Source organism: Jiella mangrovi (assembly GCF_017815135.1).
Lineage (GTDB): Bacteria > Pseudomonadota > Alphaproteobacteria > Rhizobiales > Rhizobiaceae > Jiella > Jiella mangrovi.
Genome location: NZ_JAGJCF010000001.1, coordinates 157,427 through 181,856, shown reverse-complemented (window position 1 = coordinate 181,856; position 24,430 = coordinate 157,427). Strand labels below are relative to the sequence as shown.

Below are 24,430 nucleotides of genomic sequence, written 5' to 3'. Positions count from 1 at the left end.
CGCCTCGCCTCTTTCAGGCCCTTCGAAAGTGTTTCAGAACGGCACGGAGAAAGGGTCAAGGGAAAATCGCCGCAAAGCGCAGGTTTTCCCCCGTTACCACAAGAATCGTGGCGCGGCAGCCGCGCCACGGACCGGCTCAGCGCACCAGAATATTCTTGAACTGCCAGGGATCTTTCTCGTCGATGTCCTCGGGGAAGAGGCCGGGCCGGTCCACCAGCGGGTTCCAGTTGGTATAGTAGCCCTTCACCGGGCCGAGATAGGGCAGCTGCACTTCGAGGCAGCGCTTGTAATCCATCTCGTCGGCCTCGACGATACCCGCTTCCGGGTTCTCCAGCGCCCAGACCATGCCGGCGAGGACGGCCGAGGTCACCTGCAGGCCGGTGGCGTTCTGATAGGGCGCGAGCTGGCGGGTCTCTTCGATCGAGAGCTGCGAGCCATACCAGTAGGCGTTCTTCTCGTGGCCGTAGAGGAGGACGCCCAGCTCGTCGATGCCGTCGACGATCTCGTCCTCGTTGAGGACGTGCAGCTCGGGCTGGATCTTGCCGGCGGCGCCGAACAGTTCGTGCAGCGAAAGCACCGCGTCGTTCGCCGGATGATAGGCGTAGTGCGAAGTCGGCCGGAAGGTGACGTCGCCGTCCTTGTTGTGATGGGTGAAGTAGTCGGCGATCGAGATCGACTCGTTGTGGGTCACCAGGAAGCCGTATTGCGCGCCGGGCGTCGGGCACCAGGAGCGGACGCGGGTGTTCGCGCCCGGCTGCTCGAGGAAGATCGCCGCCTGGCAACCCTTCTTGTGGCGGCTGGCATTCTTCGGCATCCACTTCTCATGGGTGCCCCAGCCGAGTTCGGACGGCTGCATGCCCTCCGACAGGAAGCCCTCCACCGACCAGGTGTTCCAGAAGACGTTCATCGGCTTGGGCGATTTCGCCCGCTGGGTGTCGCGTTCGGCGATGTGGACGCCCTTGACGCCCGCCTTCTTCATCAGCTTGGCCCAGCCCTCGCGGTCGTCCCACGTCGGCTCGGTGAACTCCATGCCGGTGTCCCTGGCGATGTCGACCAGCGCCTTTTTGACGAACCACGAGACCATGCCGGGATTGGCGCCGCAGCAGGAGACGGCCGTCGTGCCGCCGGGATGCTTCTTCTTTTCCTTGCGAACGGTCTCGCGCAGGGCATAGTTCGTGCGCTCGGCATTCGACATGTTCTTGTCGAAGTAGAAGCCGAGCCAGGGCTCGACGACGGTGTCGATGTAGAGAACGCCTAGTTTGCGGCACAGCTTGATCAGGTCGAGCGAGCCGGTGTCGACCGACAGGTTGACGCAGAAACCCTGACCTTCGCCTTCGGTCAGAAGCGGAGTCAAAAGCTCCTCGTAGTTCTTGCGCGTCACGGCCTCGTTGACGAAGCGGATGCCCTTTTCGTCAAGCAGGCCGCGCACGCTCTCGTCCGGGTCGACGACGACGAGGCGGTTGTGGTCGTAGTCGAAGTGCCGCTCGATCAGCGGCAGCGTGCCCTTGCCGATCGAGCCGAAGCCGATCATCACGACGGGGCCGGAGATCTTCGCGTGAACCTTATGCTGGGTATCGGCCATATTCGCTTGCAACTCCTGTGGCGCGCGGGGCGCAAGGGCACCGGGCGTGGGCCCCGATTGGCTTTGGGGCGGGTTGGCGCCGCGCTAGACGGTTTCGTCGTCAAATAAAAGCGAAATGTCGGCTTCAACCCGCAAAAGCGGAACGGCTTGCCCGGTAACCGGATTGGGACGTTCGCTCGCGCTGCCGGAGCTTTCCACGCGACCGCCTGATTCTGGTCGCTCTGCCGCAATCAAGCGGCGAGGGCATCGGCGAAATTGCTTCGTGGAGAAGAAATTTTCGAAGCTTTCCCCGGCGGGAGGAATTTTAATCGATTGGCATTGGCCGTGTCGTCTGGACGTCGGAGAGTTCTGCCTACAAAAGAAACGACAAGCATTGGCCCGCCGTGCTTTTTCAATTCCCGTCGTTTGCCCAAGGACATCGATATCATGCTCAGAACTGAAGTCGTACGCAACATCCTCTCCTGGTACGAAGGCGAGACTCCAGGGCTGAAGAGCAACCTTTCCCGGCTCTTGATGCATGGCAAGCTCGGTGGCACCGGCCGGATGGTCATCCTGCCGGTCGATCAGGGCTTCGAGCACGGGCCGGCCCGCTCCTTCGCGCCGAACCCGGCGGCCTACGATCCGCACTATCTCTACGAGCTCGCCATCGAATCCGGCGTTTCCGGCTATGCCGCGCCGCTCGGCCTGCTCGAGCAGGGCGCCGACACCTTCGCCGGCGAGGTGCCGCTGATCCTCAAGGTCAATAGCGGCAATTCGCTGGTCTCCAACAACGACCAGGCGCTGACCGGCACGGTGGACGATGCCATGCGCCTCGGCTGCATCGGCGTCGGCTTCACCATCTATCCCGGGTCGGAGTGCTCCTACGACATGATCGAGGAGCTGCGCGAGATTAGCCACTACGCCAAGTCGCGGGGCCTGATTTCGGTCGTCTGGTCCTATCCGCGCGGCGGCAAGGTGACCAAGGACGGCGAGACCGGCACGGACATCATCGCCTATGCCGCCCACATGGCGGCGCTGATGGGCGCCACCATCATCAAGGTCAAGCTGCCGACGTCCCACATTGATCTCGACGCGGCGAAATCGACCTACGAGAAATATCCGGTCGACAGCGCGAGCATGGCCGGCCGCGTCAAGCACGTGATGCAGGCCGCCTTCAACGGCAAGCGCGTCGTGGTGTTCTCCGGCGGCGCCGCCAAGAACACGCCGGAGCTCCTGGAGGAGGTCCGCGCCATCCGCGAGGGTGGCGGCAACGGCTCGATCATCGGCCGCAACTCCTTCCAGCGCGCGAAGGAAGAGGCGATCGCGCTTTTGAACGAGGTGATGGACATCTATCGCTGAGCAGGGCTCATCCTGCGACGTCATCGAGGGCCGCGATCGCTGGGCGACGCGGCCCTTCTGCTTAGATTGGCTCCCATGAGCCGGCTCCTCGCATCCGCCCCGTCGCGATCCCTAACGATCGTCCTCGCCCTGACGGCGATCCTGTGCGGCGCGCTGATGCTCTCCACCCCCGTCCGCGCCGCCGAACTTCTGATGTTCGAGCAGCCTGGCTGCCCCTTCTGCCGCAAGTTCGACGCCGAGATCGCGCCCGGCTACCCTTCGAGCCGCATCGGCCAGATCGCGCCTCTGCGCCGCGTCGACATCTACGAGACCCGGACCGGCGGCATCCTCGGCCTGACGCCGGCGGTGTTCACGCCGACCTTCGTCCTCGTCGGCGACGACGGAAGCGAGATCGGCCGGCTCGAGGGCTATCCGGGCGAGCGGTGGTTCTACCCGGAGATCGAGGCCTTGCTGGACGGGCGGGAGGCGAAAGCCAAGGCTACGGCTGGCCGCACCATCGCGCCGTCGGTGCGGTGAACGCGTCGTCCTCAAGGTGGCAGATTTCGATCCAAGATCGTCCTTCCAGAGCGATGGGCGCTCGCCCGGAAGCGGATACTCACCGAGCTCTAAGAGGGCCGAGGAAGGCAGGACGCACGGATGGCGCTCTTGGCTATCATGAAGGTCGCGAGTATGGCAGGTCGCATATCAGCTTGGGTGACAGGACATTGGTATGGCAAAGGGCCGCGTCGTTGTGTTGCATGGGGCACATGGAGGGCCAGACACAAACTGGTTCCCCTGGCTTCATGCCGAACTCGAACGCAACGGGACGGATGTGGTGCGACCTCGCTTCCCCACGCCGGAGGGGCAGTCCATCGATGCGTGGATGGCGGCTTACGCCGAAGCCGTTCCACACTCGGTGAAGGGAACCATCCTCGTGGGTCATAGTCTGGGCGCGGCCATGGCGTTGCGCGTTATTGAAAGGGCTACCGAACCCTTTGCAGGCTTGTTCCTAGCCGCTCCGTTCGCGGGCGCGCTTGGTCTGCCGGATTACGATCCCATCAACGCATCGTTCTTTGCCGAACCGTTCGAGTGGAAGACCATCCGGCAGCTCCGAGGCACCTCTTGCTGCTGCTGGGCCGGAGACGACGACCCTTATGTTCCTTTGGCACGGTCTCAAGAGGTAGCCGATCATCTGGGTGTCCCATTGAAGGTGGTCGCCGGGGGCGGGCACCTGAATGACGAAACCGGCTTCGCATCCTTCCCATCGCTGCGGGACGCTCTCCTGTCGGCGCTGCGGAACGAGCATAAGGCGCCGGAGGAACGGTAGGCGCCACGTCCAGTTTGAACCTAAACCCTATCGGAAGCGGACTTTAAGCTTTCCACCTGTTCAAGCCGATCGGTCAGACAAGAGCCGACGCCCGCGAGCAGTCGAGCCGCTGTTGACCCTTCGCGGCTTCCGAAGGCGTCGCGCGCTGCGATCAAGGGCGGTCGTTCAATCATGCCCTATTCGCGCAGGGCAAATTCGATGGCCGATCCGGCCAGCCTGGCACTCGCCAGAAGTTGGTCGAGGCTGTGCCCATTGCGCGCCTTGGCAGACAGGCCGAACATGGTCGTCGCCACGAAGTCCGTCACGCTGTCCGCAGCGTCCAGATGGCGCGCCGCGACATAGTCGCGGATCTGCTCCTCCGCCGCGATGTTGTAGGCGAGAGCCGCGTTGCGCGCGCCCACGTCATTGCAGCGTGTTCCCTCGACGACGAGACAGCCGGCGGCCGCAGGGTTCGCGCCGTAATGCCGGGCCGCCTCCTCGAGCAACGCCAAAAGGCTCTCGGCCACGGAGCGATCGTCCCGCAGGATCTCCGCATAGGGAATCGCTCCATCGAGCGCGTATCGCTCGAGAACGCGAGCGTAGAGACCCTGCTTGCTGCCGAAAGCCGCGTAGAAACTCGGCGGGTTGATCCCGAGTGCTTCGGTCACGTCCGACACGCTGACCGCGTCGTAGCCGCGGGAATGGAAGAGATCACGCGCGACGGCGACCGCCTGTTCCGGATCGAACCGGCGGGGGCGACCGCGAGCGCGCGGCTTTTTTGTACTGCCTGATACAAAATTCATTGACGACCTCCTGGCGGCCAATTATGTAGCGATTCCTAAATTAAATCGCAAGGATGCGACACATGACGACTTTCAAGGGCAAGACGGTTCTGGTTCTTGGCGGAAGCAGGGGAATCGGCGCTGCCATGGTGCGACGCTTCGCGGCGGACGGGGCGACCGTCGCCTTCACCTATGCCGGCTCGAAGGATGCGGCCGAAGCGCTGGCGGCGCAGACCGGCAGCAAGGCAATCCGCACTGACAGCGCCGACCGCGACGCCGTGATCGCGACGGTGCGCGACAGCGGCCCGCTCGACGTTCTCATCGTCAATTCCGGCTTTGCGATCTTCGGAGACGCGCTGGAGCAGGATCCGGACGCGATCGACCGCCTGTTCAAGGTCAATGTTCATGCGCCCTACCATGCCTCGGTCGAGGCCGCCCGGCGGATGCCGGAGGGCGGACGGATCATCGTCATCGGTTCGGTGAACGGCGACCGCATGCCCGTGCCCGGCATGGCGTCCTATGCGCTGAGCAAGTCCGCCCTGCAGGGGCTGGCGCGGGGTCTGGCGCGCGATTTCGGGCCGCGCGGCATTACCATCAACATCGTCCAGCCCGGGCCGATCGACACCGACGCCAATCCCGCGGACGGACCGATGCGCGACCTCATGCACGGATTCATGGCCCTGAAGCGCCATGGCCGCCCCGAAGAGGTCGCCGCCATGGCCGCCTGGCTCGCAGGTCCCGAGGCAGGCTTCGTGACCGGAGCCATGCACACGATCGACGGCGCCTTCGGCGCTTAGCAGTCCTCCTCATCTCCGAGACCCGCACCGGCGGCACCCTTGGCCTGATGCCGGCGATCTTCACACCGACCTTCGTCGTCATACGCGACGACGGCCGCGAGATCGGCCGGCTCGAGGGCTGTCCGGGGGAACGGTGGTTCTATCCGGAGATCGAGGTTTTGATGGACGGGCGGGAGACGAAGGCAGGGGAGACGGCAGAAGGGTTCAGGGCGCCGTGGGAGCGGCGACTTAAGGGCCGTGGGTGGTCGCTTCCGACCCGTTGAGCAGCTTCGAAGTCTGATGTCGGAATCCTTGAAGTCGACATCCGTGGCCTCCGCGGATTGGGTTATCGACGAATACGTCACCCCGATTCAACGAAGGCGTAGACATGCGAGAAGTCACCCTTCCTCGTGGCCTGCCGGTTGGCCATGAAGATGAAATCGCCATGATCGCTGAAGCTGAAACCGGCCTCACCACCCGACGCGATCTTGAAGAGGATGAACCAGTCCGAGGGTGACGTGAGATCCTGTCGGCCGGATCTGCGGGCATGATCGACCGCGTTCTGCTGATGCGCCGAAAGCTCACGAACTCCAGTCACGCCGAACATTTGTTGCTGAGGTCCATCGCCGAGCTTGAAGGCATCCGCGAGCGCGATACAGAAGTCGGCCGGGTCTTCCAACCCCGCTTCGAGATATGCTTCGGGAACGGTGTCAGGGATACCAAAGGGTACGGTGAGTGATCGGCCAAACCGCAAGGATTGCCGTGACCGGCTGATTTCGTACTCCGATGCCAGCACGATCACCGGTTCTCCCTTTCGCAGGAAGGTCATGCGTCCGAACGGATCCGAGACGATGGAAAGGTCGCCGTCCTCTGTTGTCTCAGGGACAAGCCGTCCCGCGTCGCCATCCCAACAGACCATTCGCATTGCGGCGATGGAGATCTCTTCCACGTCCTCGCGGAGTTCATGAGCGACGAGTGGCTTGACGCTCGGCGTGAAGAATACGGTTCCGTCGGTCAAGTCCGTTCCGCTGAAAAATGACAGAAGACCACTGGACGGAAGGTCTTCGCAAAGATCTGGCAGGTCGGTGAGGTCGATCTGGGCCAGGAAGTTCAGATGGAACCCGCTTGCGTCGCGCGGCCACTCGGCGCCTTCGGGAAGGTCGGGGCCTCCGCCCACACGACTCCGGCCCACCAGGTCGGGATCACTTCTGCCGGCTTCGATCAATGTCAGGGTCGGCATGGCGATGCGCCGCAGCGCCTCGCGCTTGTCAGTCACGCCTGCAAAGGCAACGGCTGTATCAAAGGTGGCTTCAACGTCCTTTGCCGGAGGGGCAACCTTTGCCGTCACCGAGCCGCCGGCGTCGATCCGTTCGCGGTCAGCTCGGGCCTGTTCGGCCATTCGAGCGTAAACGGCGTTCATTTCGTCGCGTGCTTTCGCCCGAACCTCGACTGCCCGTTCACCTGTGACCTTGACCGTGATGGAATGCAAAGCCCGGTCCAACTCCGCCTGAACCAGCGGGAGATCTTGGTCGCCGGCCATTGCCGTCGCATGATACCAAGTCGATCCATCGCTCGAGACCAGCAGGACACGCAGTCGATACCACGGGCGACTCTCGTCGGTCTCGTAGTCCTTCAACTGATCATCGATGCGGCTGAACTCTCCACTCATACCGCCGAACGTGACGGCCCGACGCTCGATCTGCGATGGATCGTAGTGCTGCAGTGTCGTCGACAACCGCTCGCTTGGTGACATTGCCTCGTCCGGATCGCTGGTCCACACGCTCATCTGTGGCGAGAACAACTCTTCAGGTTCGCGCTTGAAGGAAATCGCCCCGGCGACGACCGTGACCGCCTCGAAGTATTGCCCCCTTATGACGGAGAATTCCTCGGTCTCGACTTTCTCCATAGGCTTGAACCTCCGAGGCCATGGCAGCTTCATTCATTTTGATCCTGATAACGGACCGTCCGCCTTCCTTCCTATCCTACCCGTCTGAACCATCCCAGCCCCTTGACCATTGCCCCGATTGCGTGTGCTCGCCCCCGCCCTTAAGCTCTCGCAATTCGCGTCAATTCCCGTGACTTCGAAATCGGAGCGGCCCATGTCGGCGACTGCAGCTTCCAAACGGACGGGCGGAGATTTTCCGCCGCCTTTTTCCGCGCCGTTTTCGACCGACGACCAGGCCGCCGTTTCGGCGCTTCTGAAGGCGTCGGGCCGCTGGTCCCATGACGAGGACAAGGTCGATGAGCGGGCTCGGGGGCTGATCACCGGCATCCGCAAGGCGGCCGGCGGCATCGGCGGGGTCGAGGATTTTTTGCGCGAGTTCGGGCTGTCGAGCCGCGAGGGGCTTGCCCTGATGATCCTTGCCGAGGCGCTGCTGCGCGTGCCGGACGCGGCGACGCAGGACCGGCTGATCGAGGAGAAGATCGGTGCCGGCGACTGGGCCAATCACGAGGGCGGCGAGGACCGGCTGATGACGGCGGCGTCCGCATGGGCGCTCGGCATCTCGGCGCGGATCATCCGCCCCGGCGAGACGCCGCAGGGTGTGATGGCCGGCATGGTCAAGCGGCTCGGCGGCCCGGCGGTGCGCCAGGCGACGCGGCAGGCCATGCGCTTCCTCGGCCGGCACTTCGTCCTCGGCGAGACCATCGACGACGCGCTGGAGCGGGCCCGGGGCTTTGAATCCAAGGGCTACCGCCATTCCTACGACATGCTGGGCGAGGGCGCCCGCACGATGGAAGACGCCGAGCGCTATTATCGCTCCTATGCCAATGCCATCGAAAAGATCGGCCGCAAGGCCGGCAACAAGAAGCTGCCGGACCGGCCGGGCATCTCGGTCAAGCTCTCGGCGCTGCATCCGCGCTATCACCCGCTGCATCGCGAGCGCATCCTCGACGAGCTTTTGCCGAAGGTCATCGCGCTCGCCGAACAGGCGCGCGGCTACGACCTCAACCTGACGATCGATGCCGAGGAGGCCGAGCGCCTCGAACTCTCGCTCGACGTCATCGACGCCTTGGTCAGGCGCTTCGACTTCAGGGGCTGGGAGGGCTTCGGCCTCGCGATCCAGGCCTATCAGAAGCGGGCGCTCGGCGTGATCGAGCATATCGACGGGCTTTGCGAAGCCGCCGGAATCCGCATGATGGTGCGCCTCGTCAAGGGCGCCTATTGGGACACGGAGATCAAATACGCCCAGGAAAAGGGCCTCGACGGCTATCCGGTCTTCACCCGCAAGCCGGCGACGGACCTGTCCTATCTCGTCTGCTCCAAGGCGCTCTTGGAGCGCCGGGCGCGGATCTATCCGCAATTTGCCACCCACAACGCGCTGACCGTCGCCACCATTCTCGAAATGGCCGGCAACGACCAGACCGGCTTCGAATTCCAGCGCCTGCACGGCATGGGCGAGGCGCTCTACGAGACGATGCGCCGTTCCGGCCCAAAGCCCGTCGCCTGCCGCATCTACGCGCCCGTCGGCGGCTACCGTGATCTGCTCGCCTATCTCGTTCGCCGGCTCCTGGAAAACGGCGCCAACTCCTCCTTCGTCGCCATGGTGGGCGACGAGGACATTCCGGTCGACGATCTTCTGACCCGGCCGCGGGCGATGCTCGAGGGCGGGCCGGCGCGGCATCCGAATATCGGCCTGCCGAAGGATCTATTCTCTCCACGCAAGAACTCCGCCGGCATCGAGGTGGGCGACCGCCGGGCACTGGATGGTCTGATCGAACAGCGCGGCAAGTTCCGGGTCGATGGTCTGGAGGCTGCCTGCGAAGCGGCAGCCGCGAAGAAGGGCTCGCAGGCCACCGACATCGTCTCGCCCGTCGACGGAGCGATCCTCGGCAAGAGCCACCACCTCTCGGCCGAAGCCGCCTCCGCCCTCGTGGCAGAAGCCGCGCGCTACGCGCGCGCCGCCGAAGCCGTGCCGGCGCAAAAGCGCGCCGACGCCTTGCGAAAGGCCGCGGCCCTGATGGAGGCGAAGGAGGCCGAGCTTCTGGCGATCCTCGGAGCCGAGGGCGGCAAGACGCTGGACGACGGTATCGCGGAAGTGCGCGAGGCCGTCGATTTCCTGCGCTTTTATGCCGACGAGGCGATGCGGCTCTTTGCCGAGCCGGTGAACCTGCCCGGCCCGACGGGCGAGGAAAACCGCCTGACCTACCGCTCGCGCGGCGTTGCCGTGGCGATTTCGCCCTGGAACTTCCCGCTGGCCATCTTCACAGGCCAGGTGGCGGCGGCGCTCGCCGCCGGCAACGTCGTCATCGCCAAGCCGGCCGAGCAGACGCCGCTAATCGCGGCCCGGGCCGTGGCACTCCTGCACGAGGCGGGCTTTGCCAGGGAGCACCTGTACCTCGCGCCGGGCGGCGGCGAGACCGGGGCGGCGCTGACCTCCCACGATCTGACGGCGCTCGTCGCCTTCACCGGTTCCACCGAGACGGCCTTTGCGATCAACCGGGCGCTCGCTGCCCGCAACGCCCCCATCGCGCCGCTGATCGCCGAGACCGGCGGCATCAACGCGATGATCGCCGATGCGACGGCGCTGCCCGAGCAGGTAGCCGACGATGTCGTCTTGTCGGCCTTCCGTTCGGCCGGTCAGCGCTGCTCGGCGCTCAGGCTTCTCTATCTGCAGGACGATGTCGCCGATCGCATTCTGGAGATGATCGTCGGAGCCGCAAGGGAACTCACCGTCGGCGACCCGCGCGAGCTGGCGACAGACCTTGGCCCGGTGATCGATGCCGATCAGCTTGCCATGCTTCGCGAGCATGTCGAGCGCATGGGGCGCGAGCAGAAAATCCGCTACCGCGGCGAGGTTCCGGCCGACCTTTCCGAAAAGGGGCATTACTTCGCGCCGCATGTCATCGAGATCGATCGCCCCGAGGCGCTGGATCGCGAGGTGTTCGGCCCGATCCTGCACGTCGTTCGCTGGAAGGCGAAGGATTTCGACAGGATCCTCGATGCCATCGAGGCGACGGGCTACGGCCTGACATTGGGGGTCCACAGCCGGATCAACCAGACGGCGGAAAAAGTCATTGCCCGGCTACCGATCGGCAATCAATATGTGAACCGCAATATCATCGGCGCGATCGTCGGCTCGCAACCCTTTGGCGGATCGGGGCTTTCGGGAACGGGCCCGAAGGCGGGAGGGCCGAACTACCTGGTTCGCTTCGCCCGCGAGCAGGTGATCTCGGTAAATACTGCCGCAGCCGGCGGCAATGCCAGCCTGATTGCAATGGAATCGTAGCATCGCGGACACAGGCAAAGGGCGGAACCTGTGCTAACTTGTCCGTGTTAGAGCAGATACCAAGCAGCGGCCGTTCCGTTCCTCCCACGGGGTTGGCTGCGCGATCCGCTCTCATGGCAGGCGGTGGCGTTCCGCGTTGACTTGAACGCCGCAGTCTGCAGATCAGAGTAGAGAAAGGCCCGGCGATCTCCTCCCACGCCGGGCTTTTCTTTGTCCTCAACTCAAAAAATGACGCTGCGTCATGAACCGGTTCGCGGTTGCGGGATTTCCTGTTCTATCGCCAGTGGCAATGGGCCAGCGCCTTGCGTATGGTGATCAAAAACCACCGATCCTAGGGAGAGAGCCGTGAGCGAAAACAACTCCGACATCGCCATCGCGCGGGCCGCGAAGAAGAAGCCGATCAAGGAGATCGCTGCCCGCCTTGGAATGTCGGAGGAGGATATCGTTCCCTACGGCCACGACAAGGCCAAGGTTTCGGCTCCTTTCCTCAAGTCCCTTGAGAGCCGCCCGGACGGCAAGCTGATCCTCGTCACCGCCGTCAATCCGACCCCGGCCGGCGAGGGCAAGACGACGACCACCGTCGGTCTCGGCGACGGGCTCAACCGCATCGGCAAGAACGCGCTGATCTGCATTCGCGAGGCCTCGCTCGGCCCGTGCTTCGGGGTGAAGGGCGGGGCGGCCGGCGGCGGCCATGCCCAGGTCGTGCCGATGGAGGAAATGAACCTTCATTTCACCGGCGATTTCCATGCCATCACCACGGCGCACAATCTCCTGTCGGCGATGATCGACAACCACATCTACTGGGGCAACGAACTGGAGATCGATTCCCGCCGGGTGACCTGGCGGCGCGTCCTCGACATGAACGACCGGGCGCTGCGCCAGATCACCGCCTCGCTCGGCGGCGTCGCCAACGGCTTTCCGCGTGAGACCGGCTTCGACATCACCGTCGCCTCGGAAGTGATGGCGATCCTGTGCCTGTCGAATGATCTCAAGGATCTCGAAAAGCGCCTCGGCGACATCATCGTCGCCTATCGCCGCGACAAGACGCCGATCACCGCCCGCGACCTCAAGGCCGACGGCGCCATGGCGGTGCTCCTGAAGGACGCGATCCAGCCGAACCTCGTGCAGACGCTGGAAAACAATCCCGCCTTCGTGCATGGCGGCCCCTTCGCCAATATCGCCCATGGCTGCAACTCGGTGGTCGCCACCAAGGCGGCGCTGAAGCTTGCCGACTATGTCGTCACCGAGGCCGGCTTCGGCGCCGATCTGGGAGCCGAGAAGTTCTTCGACATCAAGTGCCGCAAGGCCGGGCTGAAGCCCGCCGCGGCCGTCGTCGTGGCGACGGTCCGGGCGATGAAGATGAATGGCGGCGTTGCCAAGGCCGATCTGGGCGCCGAGAACGTCGAAGCGGTGAAGGCCGGCTGCGCCAATCTTGGCCGGCATGTCGAGAACGTCAAAGGCTTCGGCGTTCCCGTGGTCGTCGCGATCAACCACTTCTCCGCCGACACCGAGGCCGAGATTCAGGCGGTGAAGGACTATGTCGCCGGGCTCGGCACCGAGGCGATCGTCTGCCGCCATTGGGCCGACGGCTCGGCCGGCATCACCGGCCTTGCCGAGAAGGTGGTGGAGCTCGCCGATGGCGGCACCGCCGCCTTCAAGCCGATCTATCCCGACGAGATGGGCCTGTTCGAGAAGATCGAGACCGTCGTAAGGAAGATCTATCGCGGCTCGGAGGTGACGGCCGACCAGTCGGTGCGCGACCAGCTCGCCGCCTGGGAGGAGGCCGGCTACGGCCATCTGCCGGTCTGCATGGCGAAGACGCAATATTCCTTCTCCACAGACCCGACGCTGCGCGGCGCGCCGACGGACTTCTCCGTCCATGTCCGTGAAGTGCGGCTGTCGGCCGGCGCCGGCTTCGTCGTCGCCATCTGCGGACAGATCATGACCATGCCGGGCCTGCCCTCGCAGCCGGCGGCCGAATCGATCTATCTGAACGACAAGGGCGAGATCGAAGGCCTGTTCTGATCCCTCCGAAGCGAGAGCGTGGATGACTGCCATTTCCATTCGCGGTGCGGTGAAGCGCTTCGGCGCCGCCGCCGCCGCCGCCGTCGACGACGTCTCGCTCGAGATCGCCGAGGGCGAGTTCGTGGCGCTGCTCGGGCCGTCGGGCTGTGGCAAGACCACGCTTCTGCGGCTGATTGCCGGTTTCGAGACGTTGAGCGGCGGCGCCATTCGCTTCGGCGACCGGCTCGTCGCCGGCGAGGGCACGCATGTGCCGCCCGAGAAGCGCAACGTCGCCATCGTCTTCCAGTCCTATGCGCTGTGGCCGCATATGACGGTCGCCGAGAATGTCGGCTATGCGCTCAGGGTGCGCGGGCTCGGCAAGGCGGAGCGGGCCCGCAAGGTCGTCGAGGCGCTGGCGGCGGTCGAGCTTTCCGGTTTCGAGAGACGGCGGCCGGCGGAGCTGTCCGGCGGCCAGCGCCAGCGCGTGGCGCTCGCCCGCTGCCTCGCCATGGACCCGGACGTCATCCTCCTCGACGAGCCGCTGGCCAATCTCGACGTTCATCTGAGGGCGTCGATGGAGGAGACGTTTCGCGCCTTCCACGCCCGGACCGGGGCGACCATGGTCTATGTCACCCACGATCAGGCCGAGGCGATGGCCATGGCCGATCGCATCGCCGTCATGGAAAAAGGCCGAATCCTGCAGGTGGCGGCTCCCGCGACGCTCTATGCCGAGCCGGCGAATGAGGGCGTCGCCCGCTTCGTTGGCAATGGACGGGTGGTGGATTGCGCCGTGGTCGGGCCGGCGGGCGAGGGGCGGAGCAGCATCCGCCTGTTCGGCGGCGAGGCGCTTGTGCGGGCTGGTGAGGCTTCGCCGGCTTCGGGGCCGGCCCGGCTGGCGCTGAAGCCGGAGCATCTGGCGGTCGGCGAGGCCGGCTTTGCCGCGACGATCCGCAAGGCTGTCTTCAAGGGCGCGCATACGCTCTACGAAATCGAGCCGGAGGCGGCGCCGGGCGTGCTCCTGCCGCTGCCCTCGGACCGGCGCCTTTCGATCGGCGAGAGCGTCCGCGTGGCCGTCGGGGACGGCTGGCTGCTGCCGGCCTCGGCGATGGAAGCGCGCTATCCGGCGGCGGCCTGACCACCGCTTCGCCGCGCGCCCTCGTTATGGGCGGCGCGTTCCTGCGTCTCGTCGGTCCTTATCGATCCAGCCGTCTCAATTTGCCCAGGGCAGGACGCCGCGCGGGAGCTTGCGGGCGAACAGCGCCGTTGCGCCCATGATGGCGACGATCACCACCACCGTTACCACCGCGACCGCCGATGCGAGCACCGTGAAACCGCCGTCGTCGAGATTGAAGACGATGACGCCCAGCGTCTCGTTGCCAGCCGACCAGAGCAGCGCCGAGACCGTCAGCTCGTTGAAGCTGGTCATGAAGGTCAGGACCGCGCCCGCCGCCGCCGCCGGGGCGAGCAGCGGGAAGAGCACGGTGCGCAGGCGAAAGAGATAGGAGGCGCCGGTCATACGCGCCGCCTCGTCGAGCCCCCGGTCGAGCTGCTGCACGGCACCGACGACCGGCCTCAGCGACAGGGTCAGGAAGCGGGCGAGATAGGCGAAGAAGATGATCCAGATGGTGTTGTAGAGGCTGAAGCCGAGGATCGGCAGCGGCCGGATGAAGATCAGGATCGCGGCAATGCCGAGAACGATGCCAGGCAGGGCGTAGGGCACCTCCGCCAGCATGGCGAGGCTTTTGAGAAACCGTCCGCCGCGCCAGACGATCAGCGCGGCGAAGGGCACGGCGAGGAGCATCAGGAGGAGCGAGGCGCCGCCGGCGAGGAGGAAGGAGTTGCGGAAGGCCCGCACCGTCGCGTCCTGCCGCAACAGCACCTCGGCATAGTTGCCGAGGGTCATCGTCGTTGCCGAAAGCGGCACGCCGTAGGCGCTGACGAGGGATGTCGCGATCAGCGCGATCAGCGGAATGACGAGGATGAGGACGATGATCGCCCAGGCGAAGATCTCCACCGGCAGCCGCGCCTTGCCGAGGCGGTAGCGCAGCGCCTCAGACGGCGCGCCGACGCTGCGGAAGTCACGCCTGCCGATCAGGAGCGACTGCGCGGCAAAGCCGGCGAAGGCGAGAGCGCCCACCAGAATGGAGAGGACCGCGACGTCGGAGATGATCGACGGACCGAAGCTTGCCAGCCGCTGGTAGATGAGGGTCGGCAGGACGGTATAGCCGGCGGGGATGCCGAGAAGGGCGGGAATGCCGAAATTGCCGATGGCCGAGACGAAGGCCAGCGCTCCGCCGGCGACCAGCGAAGGCGTCATCATCGGCAGGATGATGGTCCGCAGCACGAAGACCCGGCCGGCGCCGCAGGCCCGCGCGGCCTCGATCATCTCACGCGGCAGACCGCGCAGGCCCGCCCTGACGGCGAGAAAGACCAGCGGCGCGTGCTGGATGCCGAGGAGGAGGATGATGCCCTCGGCGCTGTAGAGCGGGTTCGGCGCGCCGAGCGGCGGGGCGAGGCCGAGGGTGATCAGGAGCGGGCTCGACGGCCCGGCAAGCTGCGCCCAGGACAGCGCCGTGACCTGCGGCGGGATCATCAGCGGCAGCAGGAAGGCGAAGACGAGGGCGGCTTTTCCGCGCATGTCGGTCAGCGCCACGGCAAGGGCGAGAAGCGTGCCGAGGGCGAGGGAGATCGCCGTCCCGCCGAGCGCGGTGACGAGGGAATGGACCGTCGCGGTGAGGGTCGAGGGAGCCGTCAGCACTTCCAGCAGCGGCGCTGCGTCGAGCCTGCCGCCGGGCGCGATCGCTTCGAAGAGCAGCCGCCCCATCGGCAGGATCGAAACGACCAGCACGAAGACGACGAGGACGGCGAAAGCGAGGCTCTCGCCGTCCGGCCTGCGGTTCGACAATGCGATCAACTTGTCAGCCGCCGAAGATCTCGGCGAAGCGCTTCTTGTTGGCCTCCGCGTCGGCAAGGGCCTTGTCGGCATCGAAGGGCATCAGCTTGATCTTGTCGCGGGAAGGAAAACCCTTCGGCGGCGCGATGCCTTCCTTGGCCGGGAGATAGCCCATGTCGGCGGCGAGCTTCTGGCCGTCATCCGACAGGAGGAAGGCGACGAAGGCCTTGGCCGCTTCCGGGTTCTGTGCGGTCTTCAGGATCGCCACCGGCTCGGTGACCGCCGAGACGCCCTCCGTCGGGAAGACGAAATTGACCGGCGAGCCCTTGGCGGCCTCGCGGATCGGCAGATAATCGACGACGACGCCATAGGCCTTCTGACCGCCGGCGACGGCCTTGAAGACGCCGCCATTGCCGCCCGATGCCGTCGCGCCGTTCTTCGCCAGCGCCTCGACATAGTCCCAGCCGAGGGCGGGGTTCTGGGTGATCGTGGCGAGATGGACCAGGGCGGCGCCGGAGGTGAGCGGGCTCGGCATCGTCACCTGACCCTTGGCTTCCGGCTTGGTCAGGTCCTTCCAGGACGTCGGGGTCATGGCGGCGCGGGTGTTGTTGACGATGCCGGTGGTGATCAGCTTGGTGGAAAACCAGGTCTTGTCCTTGTCGTAGAGGCCGGTCTCATAGCCGGTCGTATCGACGTCCGTATCGGCCATCAGCCGGTCGTCGCGCTTCAGCCCCGCCATGGTGACGCTGTCGGCGATGAGCAGCACGTCCGGCTGCGGATTGCCGGCGGCGAACTCCGCCTGCAGCTTGGCCATGATTTTGGTGGTGCCGTCGCGCACCCATTCGACGGTGACGTCGGGGTTCTTCGCCTTGAAGGCATCGACCGTCGCCTGGGCGTCGGCATTGGGCTGGCTTGTGTAGAGGACCAGCTTGCCGGAGGCGGCGAAGGCAGGCGCTGAGGCGAGAAGGGTGGCAAGGGTGATGGCGACGAGGCCGGCTTTACGGATCATGGGGGACAACTCTCCGAGATCGTTTCCAGATTGGCCTTCGACGCTCGCGAAGGCCGCTTCGGTTCGGTGAGTAACTGGCCCGCCGTGACAGTCTCATGACGCCCTGGCGTTGAATTGGCAAATCTCCTCGGCTGGCCGTTCCGTCAGCCGGCTCAGGCCGCTTCGGTCTTGCCGCCGACGCTCTCTGCCATCCGTTTTCCCATGATCTGCAGCTGCCGCACGGCCCTGTCCGTCGCCCGAGGCGGGCTGACATAGGATGCGACTTCCTCCATCCGCCTCTTTGTCCGGCAGTAGACGTCTTCCATCAGGATGTGGGCGAATTCGCCATTGCGTCCGATGCTCCAAAGTCCGTCGATGCCAGAAGAGCGGGCGAAGCGCTGGCGGTCTTCCTCGTATTCAAGGCTGTAGACTGGATAGGAAACCGGGGTCTTCATGATGCCGCCGGGCCCCAGATACTTGCCGCGCAGGTGCGGAAAAAGCTCGCAGATCCCCGACAGGCAGAGCTTTGCAAGGTCGTCGTCGGACATCGCCCAGAGCTCGTCGCCGACCGCGCAGCCGATGTCGAAGGTGATCAGCGTCTTGCCCTCGGGCGCGAGCCAGGGCATCGAGATCGGCGTCTCGGTCAGCCGGAAAAACGGCATCTTGCGATCCGGCACCCACAGCATGGTGTCAGGCAGATGGCCGCGGCCGTCGAAATGCAGATTGACGAAGATCATCGGCCGATAGCGGAAGCGCGCGAGGTGGTCGAGCGCACTCGTGCCTTCGATCAGCTTGGGCAGGACGTGGACCGGCGCCGTCGAGATGACCGCCGAGGCCTCGATCGTCTCGCCTTTGACGCGAAGGCCGCGCACGGCACCGTCCTCGACGAGGATCTTTTCCACCGGCGATTCCAGCCTGACGAGATGGCGGACCCGTTCGAGCGTGGGCTCCAGGAGCCGCGAAATCCCGCCTTCGGGATAGACGTGATGGATCGCCGCACTTTCCGGCCGCTCATGGGAATAGCCGATGCAGACAGCCCGATTGGTGAGGCGCGAAGCGGCCTTGAGATAAAGGGTCTTGAGCGCCCCGTTCGACATCTTTTCACCGACCGCCGGCGCAAGCTCGTTGGCAGGCAGGCCGGACCAGGCCTCCGCAATCGGGATCGCCACGGCTTCGGCCAGCGCATCCCCGTAATGCCGGCGAAACCAGTCTTCGGCGGATTTAACGCGATGCGACCTGAGACGGCTTGCCATCGCGCCTTTGACGAAACGTGGCGAGCGCATCAGGCCGAAAGGGTAGCCATAGGACGAGCCGCCGAGGCGCACCGCTTCGCCGTAGTGCCGCACCGGCCGGCAGATGTCGGCGGCGCCGAGCTCTGCCGCCAGCCGGTTGTTCACGAAATGCGCGCCGAAATCATAGGTGAAGCCGTCCGCATCCTTGAAGGATGCCATCATGCCGCCGACGGATTTCCCGGCCTCGTAGACCGTGACCGGCAGGCCGCGTCGTTGCAGCTCGTCGGCGGCCGTCAGTCCGGCAATGCCGGCTCCCAGAATGGCGATCGGATGCATTCCGTGTGCTCCTGCTCCCGTCCGGACACTGCTGTGGCGCCGGCCTAACCGATTGGGCATTTGCGACGAGCGATGGAAAGTCCTCAAGATCACGTCGTGATCCCGACCTTCCTGAACGGTCGATCGCAGCACCGGCGACAGACGATGTCCGATCCGTTCGACGGAACATCGCAGAAACTCGCGCGGTCAGCCGAACGGTAAGGCCAACTTGTTTAAAGTGCCGTTGCGTTTTCGGCGATGGCAGGCGGTTTCGAGTGCTGATCGAGGAGATCGTGAAGAAACGGTTTCGCTCCCCATGAACTTGGCGTGAGCAAGGGATCCTGCTTCATCGAAGTCCACCTTCGCAGGGGCAAAGCAGGTCGCCTGGAACGAGCTTGCCCCGCAAAATGGCTTGCGGGGGACGCTTGCGACGGTGCGAAAAAATCAGGCGGCCGAGTCGGGCTTGGGCAGGAACTGGTAGAGCCAGGTCTCGGTGAGGGTCTGGTCGCCGCGCTTGAGATAAGCCCGCAGATCCACGGGATCGAGAGTGTCCGCCTTGAGATCGAAGGTCATGCGCCAGGCGGTGCCGACCTTGACCGAGTAGCAGTCGATATTGGAGAGCTCGCCACGCGAGGTGGAGACCACGGCGGTCACGCCCTCGGTGTCGCGGGCGAGCTTGGCGACGTGGCCGCCATCGAAGTCCACGGCGAACTTGACGACGCCCTTGGGGCGGGGCTGGCCGGCAATGCCGCCGCGGCCGATCCGCGTCGCGGTCACGGCGCTCACTTCGGCCGGATGCGGCTCGTCTTTGGCCCAGGTCAGGCGGTAGGAGAGGGGGATCTCGGCGCCCTTCTTCACCGGCTGATCGGAAAGCCAGTAGATGACGATGTTGTCGTGGATCTCGTCGTCCGTCGGGATTTCGACGAGCTGCACCTCGCCCCGGCCCCAGCCGTCCTTCGGCTCGATCCAGACGCTGGGCCGCTTTTCGTAAAAGACGCCGTCGTCCTCGTAATTGGCAAAGGAGCGGTCGCGCTGCAGAAGGCCGAAGCCCTTCGGGTTCCTGTCGGCGAAGCTCGATGTGCGCACCGAGGCGGGATTGTTCAAAGGCCGCCAGATCCGCTCGTTGTCCCCGGTCCAGATCGCCAGGCCATCGCTGTCGTGGATCTCGGGCCGCCAGTCGATCCGCTCCGGCCGGTCGGTTTCGGAAAACCAGAACATCGAGGTGAGCGGCGCAAGGCCGACCCGCGCGATGTCGTCTCGCGCAAAGAAGCGGCTGTCGATGTCCATGACGACGGGGCCGTCCTTGCCGACATCCATTCGGAAGACGCCGGTCATGCGCGGTGAATCGAGGAGGCAGGTGATGACGAGCTCGCGGCCGGGTGTCGTCGAGGGTTCGAGGTAATAGTCGGTGAAGCGGGGAAATTCCTCCGGCGTCGGCATGGCGACGTCGATGGCAAGCGCCCGGGCGGAGAGGCCGTACTGGTTGAGCTCGCCCGCCGAGCGGAAATAGGCGGCGCCCAGAAAGGCCAGCCAGTCGCTCGTCTGGTCTGCTGCCATCACGCGGAGGCCGGCATAGCCGATGTCCGTCGGCAGCTTGCGGGCCGGGCTGTCGGCCGGCATCTCGAAGACCTTCGGATCGTAGCGCAGCTCGCGCGACTTGCCGTTCTCGACGACATGGATGCCAACGGGAAGCTGGAAGTAGCGGCCGAGATGGAAGAGCCGGACGGGCGCCTTGCCGCCGGCGACCTCGAGCGTCGCCTCGGGGCGGAACTTGATCTTCCAGTGGGCGTCGAAGTCGATCTGGTCCAACACCTTCGGATCGCGCGGCTGCGGCGCGATATAGGGCTGCATCGCCATGCGCCGTGCACGGTCGGCAAGAAGCTGGAACGAGAAGGGCTGTGGCTGCCTGAATGTCAGGAGATCATCTTCGGCATGGGCGCGGCCCGTCGCCGGCAAAAGCCCGAGAGCCGCCGCGGCGGCGAGGAAGGAGCGCCGGCTGAGGCCGCTCGTCGCGGAAGAACTCGCCCCGTTACCCGGCACTGCAGTGTCGTTCGGCATCAAATTTGTCCCCGGCATGTTGCTCCAGGCGCCCCGATGCGCCTGTGCCATCTCGCCGCAGAATGGGAGGCTTTTTGGCAACGATAAGGCAGGGCATGCTAACCATTTCGCCGATCAGTGAGCACGATGTTCCGTCGGGTCATGATTTGAAACGGATCGCGAGCATTCGAGCGATGCGCCCAGTGATAGGGAGCAACCATCGTCAGCGGTCCGACCCTGTGTGACCGGCTGCACCGCGAGACGCTGCCGGAGTGGTCCCGGGGGAGGGGCTGCTGCCGAGGCAAACTGGAGCGACCCGACGGTTCGGTCAGCGCTGCAGCCATGCATCGTGGCAGCCCGCGAGCGAACTCGAGCCAGAGTTTACCAAGAGCGCGCAAGCATTTGGCCAGAAGCTTGCGGCAGCATCCCGGTCACAGCGTCCTTCGTCCGTCTGGATGCGGACTGAACCCTCCAGTGTCTCGATCGACCCATCGTGCTGTCCGACAGTCGATCCGGATTTTCGGGACGATGCTGTCGCCGCACGTTCTGACGGCGCACCTGCCGATCCATGCCGCGCTGTGCAAAAACGGCATGGCAGCCATGAAATCATTGCGCTGGTTGCAGGGCGTGCAGCATGCGACAAGCTTTTCAGGCAAACAACTCCTCCCAAACGTTTGCTGACTTTTGAGAGCCCGTCCGGATCCTCCCCCGGACGGGCTTTTCTTGTTCTCTGTCGTCGAAGCTCGACAGCATCGGCCCAAAAATCGGAATCGATTTTTTGTGAAGCATGATGCGGTGATTCGAAAGGTTAGAAGCGTCCTTTGTGCGTCCATTCGGACGCACGGCGCTCCAATGGCATCTGCCCGGCGTGACGGATGCGTTTGATGTCGCTGAGTTGAGCGCCGCCCTCGTGCGCCGTTGGTTCGCTCCAACGCACAAGGACGCTGTGTGTCTTTGAAACGCCGGGTGGCGTTTGCCTATAATCGACCCTGACGGTTGCGCGGAGGTTGCGGATTCCGGATAGTTTCAATTGAAAATTGTAACTTGGGCGGAAACTTACAACTCTTCCAAATGATTTGACGGCGGGGCCCATTATTGTCGGCGAAACTGCTTTGATCCGCCGCAAAATGTTCGACAACTGCGACAATTGCATTATCAAATTAATCGCTCATTGATGGTTTGATGGTCTGGATGCTTGCGGACAACGGGCGTCGCTATGGCAAGACTTATCGTCAATCTCGCTTCTTCAAGGCGCCAGAAAATGGCGGCCCTTCTGACGAGTATTGTCGTTTTCGCCGCACTGCTTCTCGGCGCTGCCGGGATGTTTCTGCAAGTTCTGGAATCCGAGATGGAGGAAGACGGGCAGGAGAGTCTCGCACCCATTCTGTCGATGAAGCAGAATCTGGACGTCGTCTTCGAGCGCCTGGACACGGAGACCGGCGGCGTGCCGTGCGGCCGGGGGTTTGTCGATGGAATGCGCCGTATTGCCCTGATGCCGGACGGCCTCAGTGAATTCTTGTATATGAACGGCGACGAGGTTCGTTGCTCTGTGAGCAAAGGGCTGTTGGACGAGCCGATTTTCCTCGGCCCGCCAGCTCTCAGCACGCCGACCGGGATGTCCAATATCGACGTCTGGCCGGAACGCAAGCTGGACCAGTTCGGATTTCCGGGCGTGGTCGCATCGATCGCGCGCCGCGGATCCTTCGCCGTCGTATTCTGGGAGGTGCCCTCCCAAGCTCCGGACGTCGACTGGTTGAGTTCGGAGGTGCTTTTCCTCGGCTCCGACGGGAATTGGCATCGTCGCGGCAGCAGCGTTCCGTTTCCCAAAAGCAAGCTTGCGGACGAGTTTGATCTCACATCCGGCTGGCCGATCCTGCGCCGGGTATATTGCGGAGCGGGGGGGAGAATCTGTGCGGTCGTCGAGGCTTCGCTGCTCGTTCCGCTGCTGGCCGGCTGGCCTTACGTGGTGGTGGCAATCCTCCTGGCCATGCTTGCCGCCATGGGGGTCTCAAGCCATGTTCGCGAGGCGCTCGCGCGCTGGTGGTCGCTGGAATCGCGTTTCCTGCGCAATCTGCGTCCAGACACCGTCCAGTGCTTGTACCAGCCGATCATAAGCGTGGAGACTGGCAAGGTCGCAGCCTGCGAAGTGCTGGCCCGCTGGCGTGACGTCGATGGAAGCACCGTCTTTCCGGACTGCTTCATTCCGCTGGTCGAAAAGAACGGGCTGACGCTGGAATTCACCCGCATGGTCGTCGATCGCGCCTGGCGGGAGCTTTCGAACACCGTGCCCGGCAATACCCCGCTCATGGTCACGTTCAACGTTTTCCCGAACGATCTTCTCAATCCGCACCTTCTCGACGTCTTCCGGCCTTTCATCGCCGATAAAGAGCGCTTCGTGGTGGTGGCAGAGCTCGTCGAGAGCGAGGAAATCGACGTGAGGACGATGCAGTCGCAGATCGACAAGCTGCGCTCGTCGGGAATTCGTGTCGTGATCGACGATTTCGGTACCGGCTATTCCAACATCAAGAACCTCGTCGATCTGTCGGTGGACGGCGTCAAGATCGACCGGGCTTTCGCCATGGCGCAAGAAGGCACGATGGCGGCGCGCATGCTGGATCTTGCCGTCGAGATGATCCATGCCGCTGGCAGGGTGATCGTCGTCGAAGGAATCGAGAGCGAAGAAAAGCTCGATTATCTCCGCCGCAAGAGTCCCGTCGTCGACTATGCTCAAGGGTTTCACATCTCCCGCCCGATCGACATCGAGGCCTTTGTGAGGTTTGTCGAACAGACGGGCTATGCCGACCGCAGGCCGCGATACTCGGCAACCCGGATTCGCAGCGTTCCGAAGCTCGTCGGGCGACCGGCCTTGGCAGGCCGCGTTTGAGACCGAGCGATCACCAGACTTTGGAGCGCAGCCGGGACGCTCGACCGGGACTACGCGATGTTCACTCGGTGAATGGTTCGTCGCTCGTCTCGGCAAGGATTTGCGCTTCGACGTCAGTTGGATCGTCCGGATCCACCCGTCGCCGGGCCCCCCAGCGGTCGAGCACCGCGTTGATCGCGTCCGCGACGAAGTACCGGGCCGCATCGCGGTCGTATCCGTCGTCCATCAGCTCGTCATAGTCGGTGTATTCGTGGCGGATGCGGGCGACGGCCGTCAGCCAGACGGCGGTCTGCGGGGAGAGGTTGCGCATGTGGCGCGAGCGCGCCGCCTCGCGGATTGCCTCGGCGTCGAGAAAGGGCGCCCGCGGGATCGTCTCGGTGACCGCTCTTGCGATGCGCTTCTGCCGCTCCGTCGCCATCTCGCTCCCTCAGGTCGCGCTCGGTTGGTCGATCGATGCGTAATACGGCTTGATGTCGAGGAGGGGCGTTCCGTCGACGACATCGATCGCGTCGATGGCGATCACGCCCGCTTCGATGTCGATCGCCTCGATCCTTGCCAAGTGAAGGCCGATCGGGTTGGGACGGACGGGCGAGCGAAGAGAGAAGGTGCCGCGCGCTGCATCGAGATGGCGGGGTTTTTGCAAAGCGAGGTCGCGCGAGGCGCCATGCAGCCAGCTCAGGCAGAAGACGTGATCGCCGACGTTCAGCCCGAAGAGCGCCTCGCGGAACGGTGTACCGACCTCCACACGCCCGGCAATTCCGGCCTCGAGAGCGGCCCGGCGGTTTTTCGGGCACTGGTCGGGCGAGTGGATGGCCGAGCGCAGTCGACCGATGAAGACGAGGCCGGCGTCCTCGGCAGCGGGGAGGGGGCTGGAAAACGACAGTTCGCCGGGGCGGCGGGAAGGCGGGGTCATCGCGTGCCTCCTTCGGATCAATGATGCTGGCGTAAGGCCCGGGTGGAGCCGCGATGGAAGCGATAACAGAAATGCAGGGGGAGAAGGCTGGCGGATGTGGGGCGCCGACTTGCAAAACAGCTTGCAAGGCGAGTGGATATCATATAAACATATCTTTATATGAAGATTGAGTA

General features: G+C 64.5%; 19 protein-coding genes. 10 read left to right on the top strand and 9 right to left on the bottom strand.

Annotated elements, in window-relative coordinates; all coding sequences use genetic code 11:
* Positions 1 to 136: 136 nt before the first annotated feature.
* Complete coding sequence (locus J6595_RS00795; protein WP_209592527.1) at positions 137 to 1,582, bottom strand: homospermidine synthase; 1,446 nt, start codon at positions 1,580 to 1,582, stop codon at positions 137 to 139.
* A gap of 426 nt (positions 1,583 to 2,008) precedes the next feature.
* On the opposite strand from J6595_RS00795, the gene J6595_RS00790 reads away from it, so the two are divergent.
* The 3 genes from J6595_RS00790 (at position 2,009) to J6595_RS00780 (ending at position 4,226) form a co-directional block, all read left to right on the top strand.
* Positions 2,009 to 2,920, top strand: coding sequence for a class I fructose-bisphosphate aldolase (locus tag J6595_RS00790; protein ID WP_209592526.1), 912 nt, complete (start codon positions 2,009 to 2,011; stop codon positions 2,918 to 2,920).
* Between the two features lie 75 nt (positions 2,921 to 2,995).
* Positions 2,996 to 3,436: a thioredoxin family protein gene (locus J6595_RS00785; RefSeq protein WP_209592525.1), complete on the top strand. Its 441-nt coding sequence runs from the start codon at positions 2,996 to 2,998 to the stop codon at positions 3,434 to 3,436.
* 193 nt (positions 3,437 to 3,629) lie between these two features.
* On the top strand, positions 3,630 to 4,226 hold the full coding sequence (locus J6595_RS00780) for an RBBP9/YdeN family alpha/beta hydrolase (RefSeq protein ID WP_209592524.1): 597 nt from the start codon (positions 3,630 to 3,632) through the stop codon (positions 4,224 to 4,226).
* A gap of 176 nt (positions 4,227 to 4,402) precedes the next feature.
* Here J6595_RS00780 and J6595_RS00775 read toward each other — a convergent pair whose 3' ends face one another.
* Positions 4,403 to 5,008: a TetR/AcrR family transcriptional regulator gene (locus tag J6595_RS00775; protein ID WP_209592523.1), complete on the bottom strand. Its 606-nt coding sequence runs from the start codon at positions 5,006 to 5,008 to the stop codon at positions 4,403 to 4,405.
* Between the two features lie 62 nt (positions 5,009 to 5,070).
* Here J6595_RS00775 and bdcA point away from each other — a divergent pair, with 62 nt between their 5' ends.
* A complete protein-coding gene (gene bdcA / locus J6595_RS00770; protein ID WP_209592522.1) occupies positions 5,071 to 5,784 on the top strand; it encodes an SDR family oxidoreductase in 714 nt (237 codons plus the stop codon).
* A 47-nt stretch (positions 5,785 to 5,831) separates the two neighbouring features.
* The gene (locus J6595_RS00765; protein ID WP_209592521.1) at positions 5,832 to 6,047 is read left to right on the top strand and encodes a hypothetical protein; all 216 of its coding nucleotides are present in this window, start codon (positions 5,832 to 5,834) and stop codon (positions 6,045 to 6,047) included.
* Positions 6,048 to 6,124: 77 nt separating this feature from the next.
* Here the strand turns inward: J6595_RS00765 and J6595_RS00760 are convergent, their stop codons facing one another.
* Complete coding sequence (locus J6595_RS00760) at positions 6,125 to 7,669, bottom strand: DUF1963 domain-containing protein (RefSeq protein WP_209592520.1); 1,545 nt, start codon at positions 7,667 to 7,669, stop codon at positions 6,125 to 6,127.
* A 193-nt stretch (positions 7,670 to 7,862) separates the two neighbouring features.
* Between J6595_RS00760 and putA the strand changes: the two genes are divergently transcribed.
* The 3 genes from putA to J6595_RS00745 all read left to right on the top strand — a co-directional run bounded on the left by putA (position 7,863) and on the right by J6595_RS00745 (position 14,130).
* Positions 7,863 to 10,991 carry a bifunctional proline dehydrogenase/L-glutamate gamma-semialdehyde dehydrogenase PutA gene (putA, locus tag J6595_RS00755; protein WP_209592519.1) on the top strand — a complete coding sequence of 1,043 codons (3,129 nt, stop codon included), beginning with the start codon at positions 7,863 to 7,865 and terminating at the stop codon, positions 10,989 to 10,991.
* Positions 10,992 to 11,336: 345 nt separating this feature from the next.
* The gene (locus tag J6595_RS00750; RefSeq protein ID WP_209592518.1) at positions 11,337 to 13,016 is read left to right on the top strand and encodes a formate--tetrahydrofolate ligase; all 1,680 of its coding nucleotides are present in this window, start codon (positions 11,337 to 11,339) and stop codon (positions 13,014 to 13,016) included.
* 22 nt (positions 13,017 to 13,038) lie between these two features.
* Complete coding sequence (locus J6595_RS00745; RefSeq protein WP_209592517.1) at positions 13,039 to 14,130, top strand: ABC transporter ATP-binding protein; 1,092 nt, start codon at positions 13,039 to 13,041, stop codon at positions 14,128 to 14,130.
* A gap of 75 nt (positions 14,131 to 14,205) precedes the next feature.
* Here J6595_RS00745 and J6595_RS00740 read toward each other — a convergent pair whose 3' ends face one another.
* From J6595_RS00740 to J6595_RS00725, 4 genes are all read right to left on the bottom strand, one after another.
* Complete coding sequence (locus tag J6595_RS00740) at positions 14,206 to 15,819, bottom strand: ABC transporter permease (RefSeq protein WP_245197559.1); 1,614 nt, start codon at positions 15,817 to 15,819, stop codon at positions 14,206 to 14,208.
* Between the two features lie 94 nt (positions 15,820 to 15,913).
* Positions 15,914 to 16,897 carry an ABC transporter substrate-binding protein gene (locus J6595_RS00735; protein ID WP_209592515.1) on the bottom strand — a complete coding sequence of 328 codons (984 nt, stop codon included), beginning with the start codon at positions 16,895 to 16,897 and terminating at the stop codon, positions 15,914 to 15,916.
* A 152-nt stretch (positions 16,898 to 17,049) separates the two neighbouring features.
* On the bottom strand, positions 17,050 to 18,444 hold the full coding sequence (locus J6595_RS00730; protein ID WP_209592514.1) for a protoporphyrinogen/coproporphyrinogen oxidase: 1,395 nt from the start codon (positions 18,442 to 18,444) through the stop codon (positions 17,050 to 17,052).
* A gap of 423 nt (positions 18,445 to 18,867) precedes the next feature.
* Positions 18,868 to 20,481 carry an OpgD/OpgG family glucan biosynthesis protein gene (locus J6595_RS00725; protein ID WP_209592513.1) on the bottom strand — a complete coding sequence of 538 codons (1,614 nt, stop codon included), beginning with the start codon at positions 20,479 to 20,481 and terminating at the stop codon, positions 18,868 to 18,870.
* Positions 20,482 to 20,988: 507 nt separating this feature from the next.
* Between J6595_RS00725 and J6595_RS00720 the strand changes: the two genes are divergently transcribed.
* Positions 20,989 to 21,141 (top strand): hypothetical protein, encoded by a 153-nt coding sequence (locus J6595_RS00720; protein WP_209592512.1) that lies wholly within the window; start codon positions 20,989 to 20,991, stop codon positions 21,139 to 21,141.
* A 580-nt stretch (positions 21,142 to 21,721) separates the two neighbouring features.
* Positions 21,722 to 23,344, top strand: a complete 1,623-nt coding sequence (locus J6595_RS00715) for an EAL domain-containing protein (RefSeq protein WP_209592511.1) — start codon at positions 21,722 to 21,724, stop codon at positions 23,342 to 23,344.
* Positions 23,345 to 23,405: 61 nt separating this feature from the next.
* Here J6595_RS00715 and J6595_RS00710 read toward each other — a convergent pair whose 3' ends face one another.
* The gene (locus J6595_RS00710) at positions 23,406 to 23,762 is read right to left on the bottom strand and encodes a DUF2293 domain-containing protein (protein ID WP_209592510.1); all 357 of its coding nucleotides are present in this window, start codon (positions 23,760 to 23,762) and stop codon (positions 23,406 to 23,408) included.
* A gap of 9 nt (positions 23,763 to 23,771) precedes the next feature.
* Positions 23,772 to 24,257 carry an SAM-dependent methyltransferase gene (locus J6595_RS00705; RefSeq protein WP_209592509.1) on the bottom strand — a complete coding sequence of 162 codons (486 nt, stop codon included), beginning with the start codon at positions 24,255 to 24,257 and terminating at the stop codon, positions 23,772 to 23,774.
* Between the last annotated feature and the right edge of the window lie 173 nt (positions 24,258 to 24,430).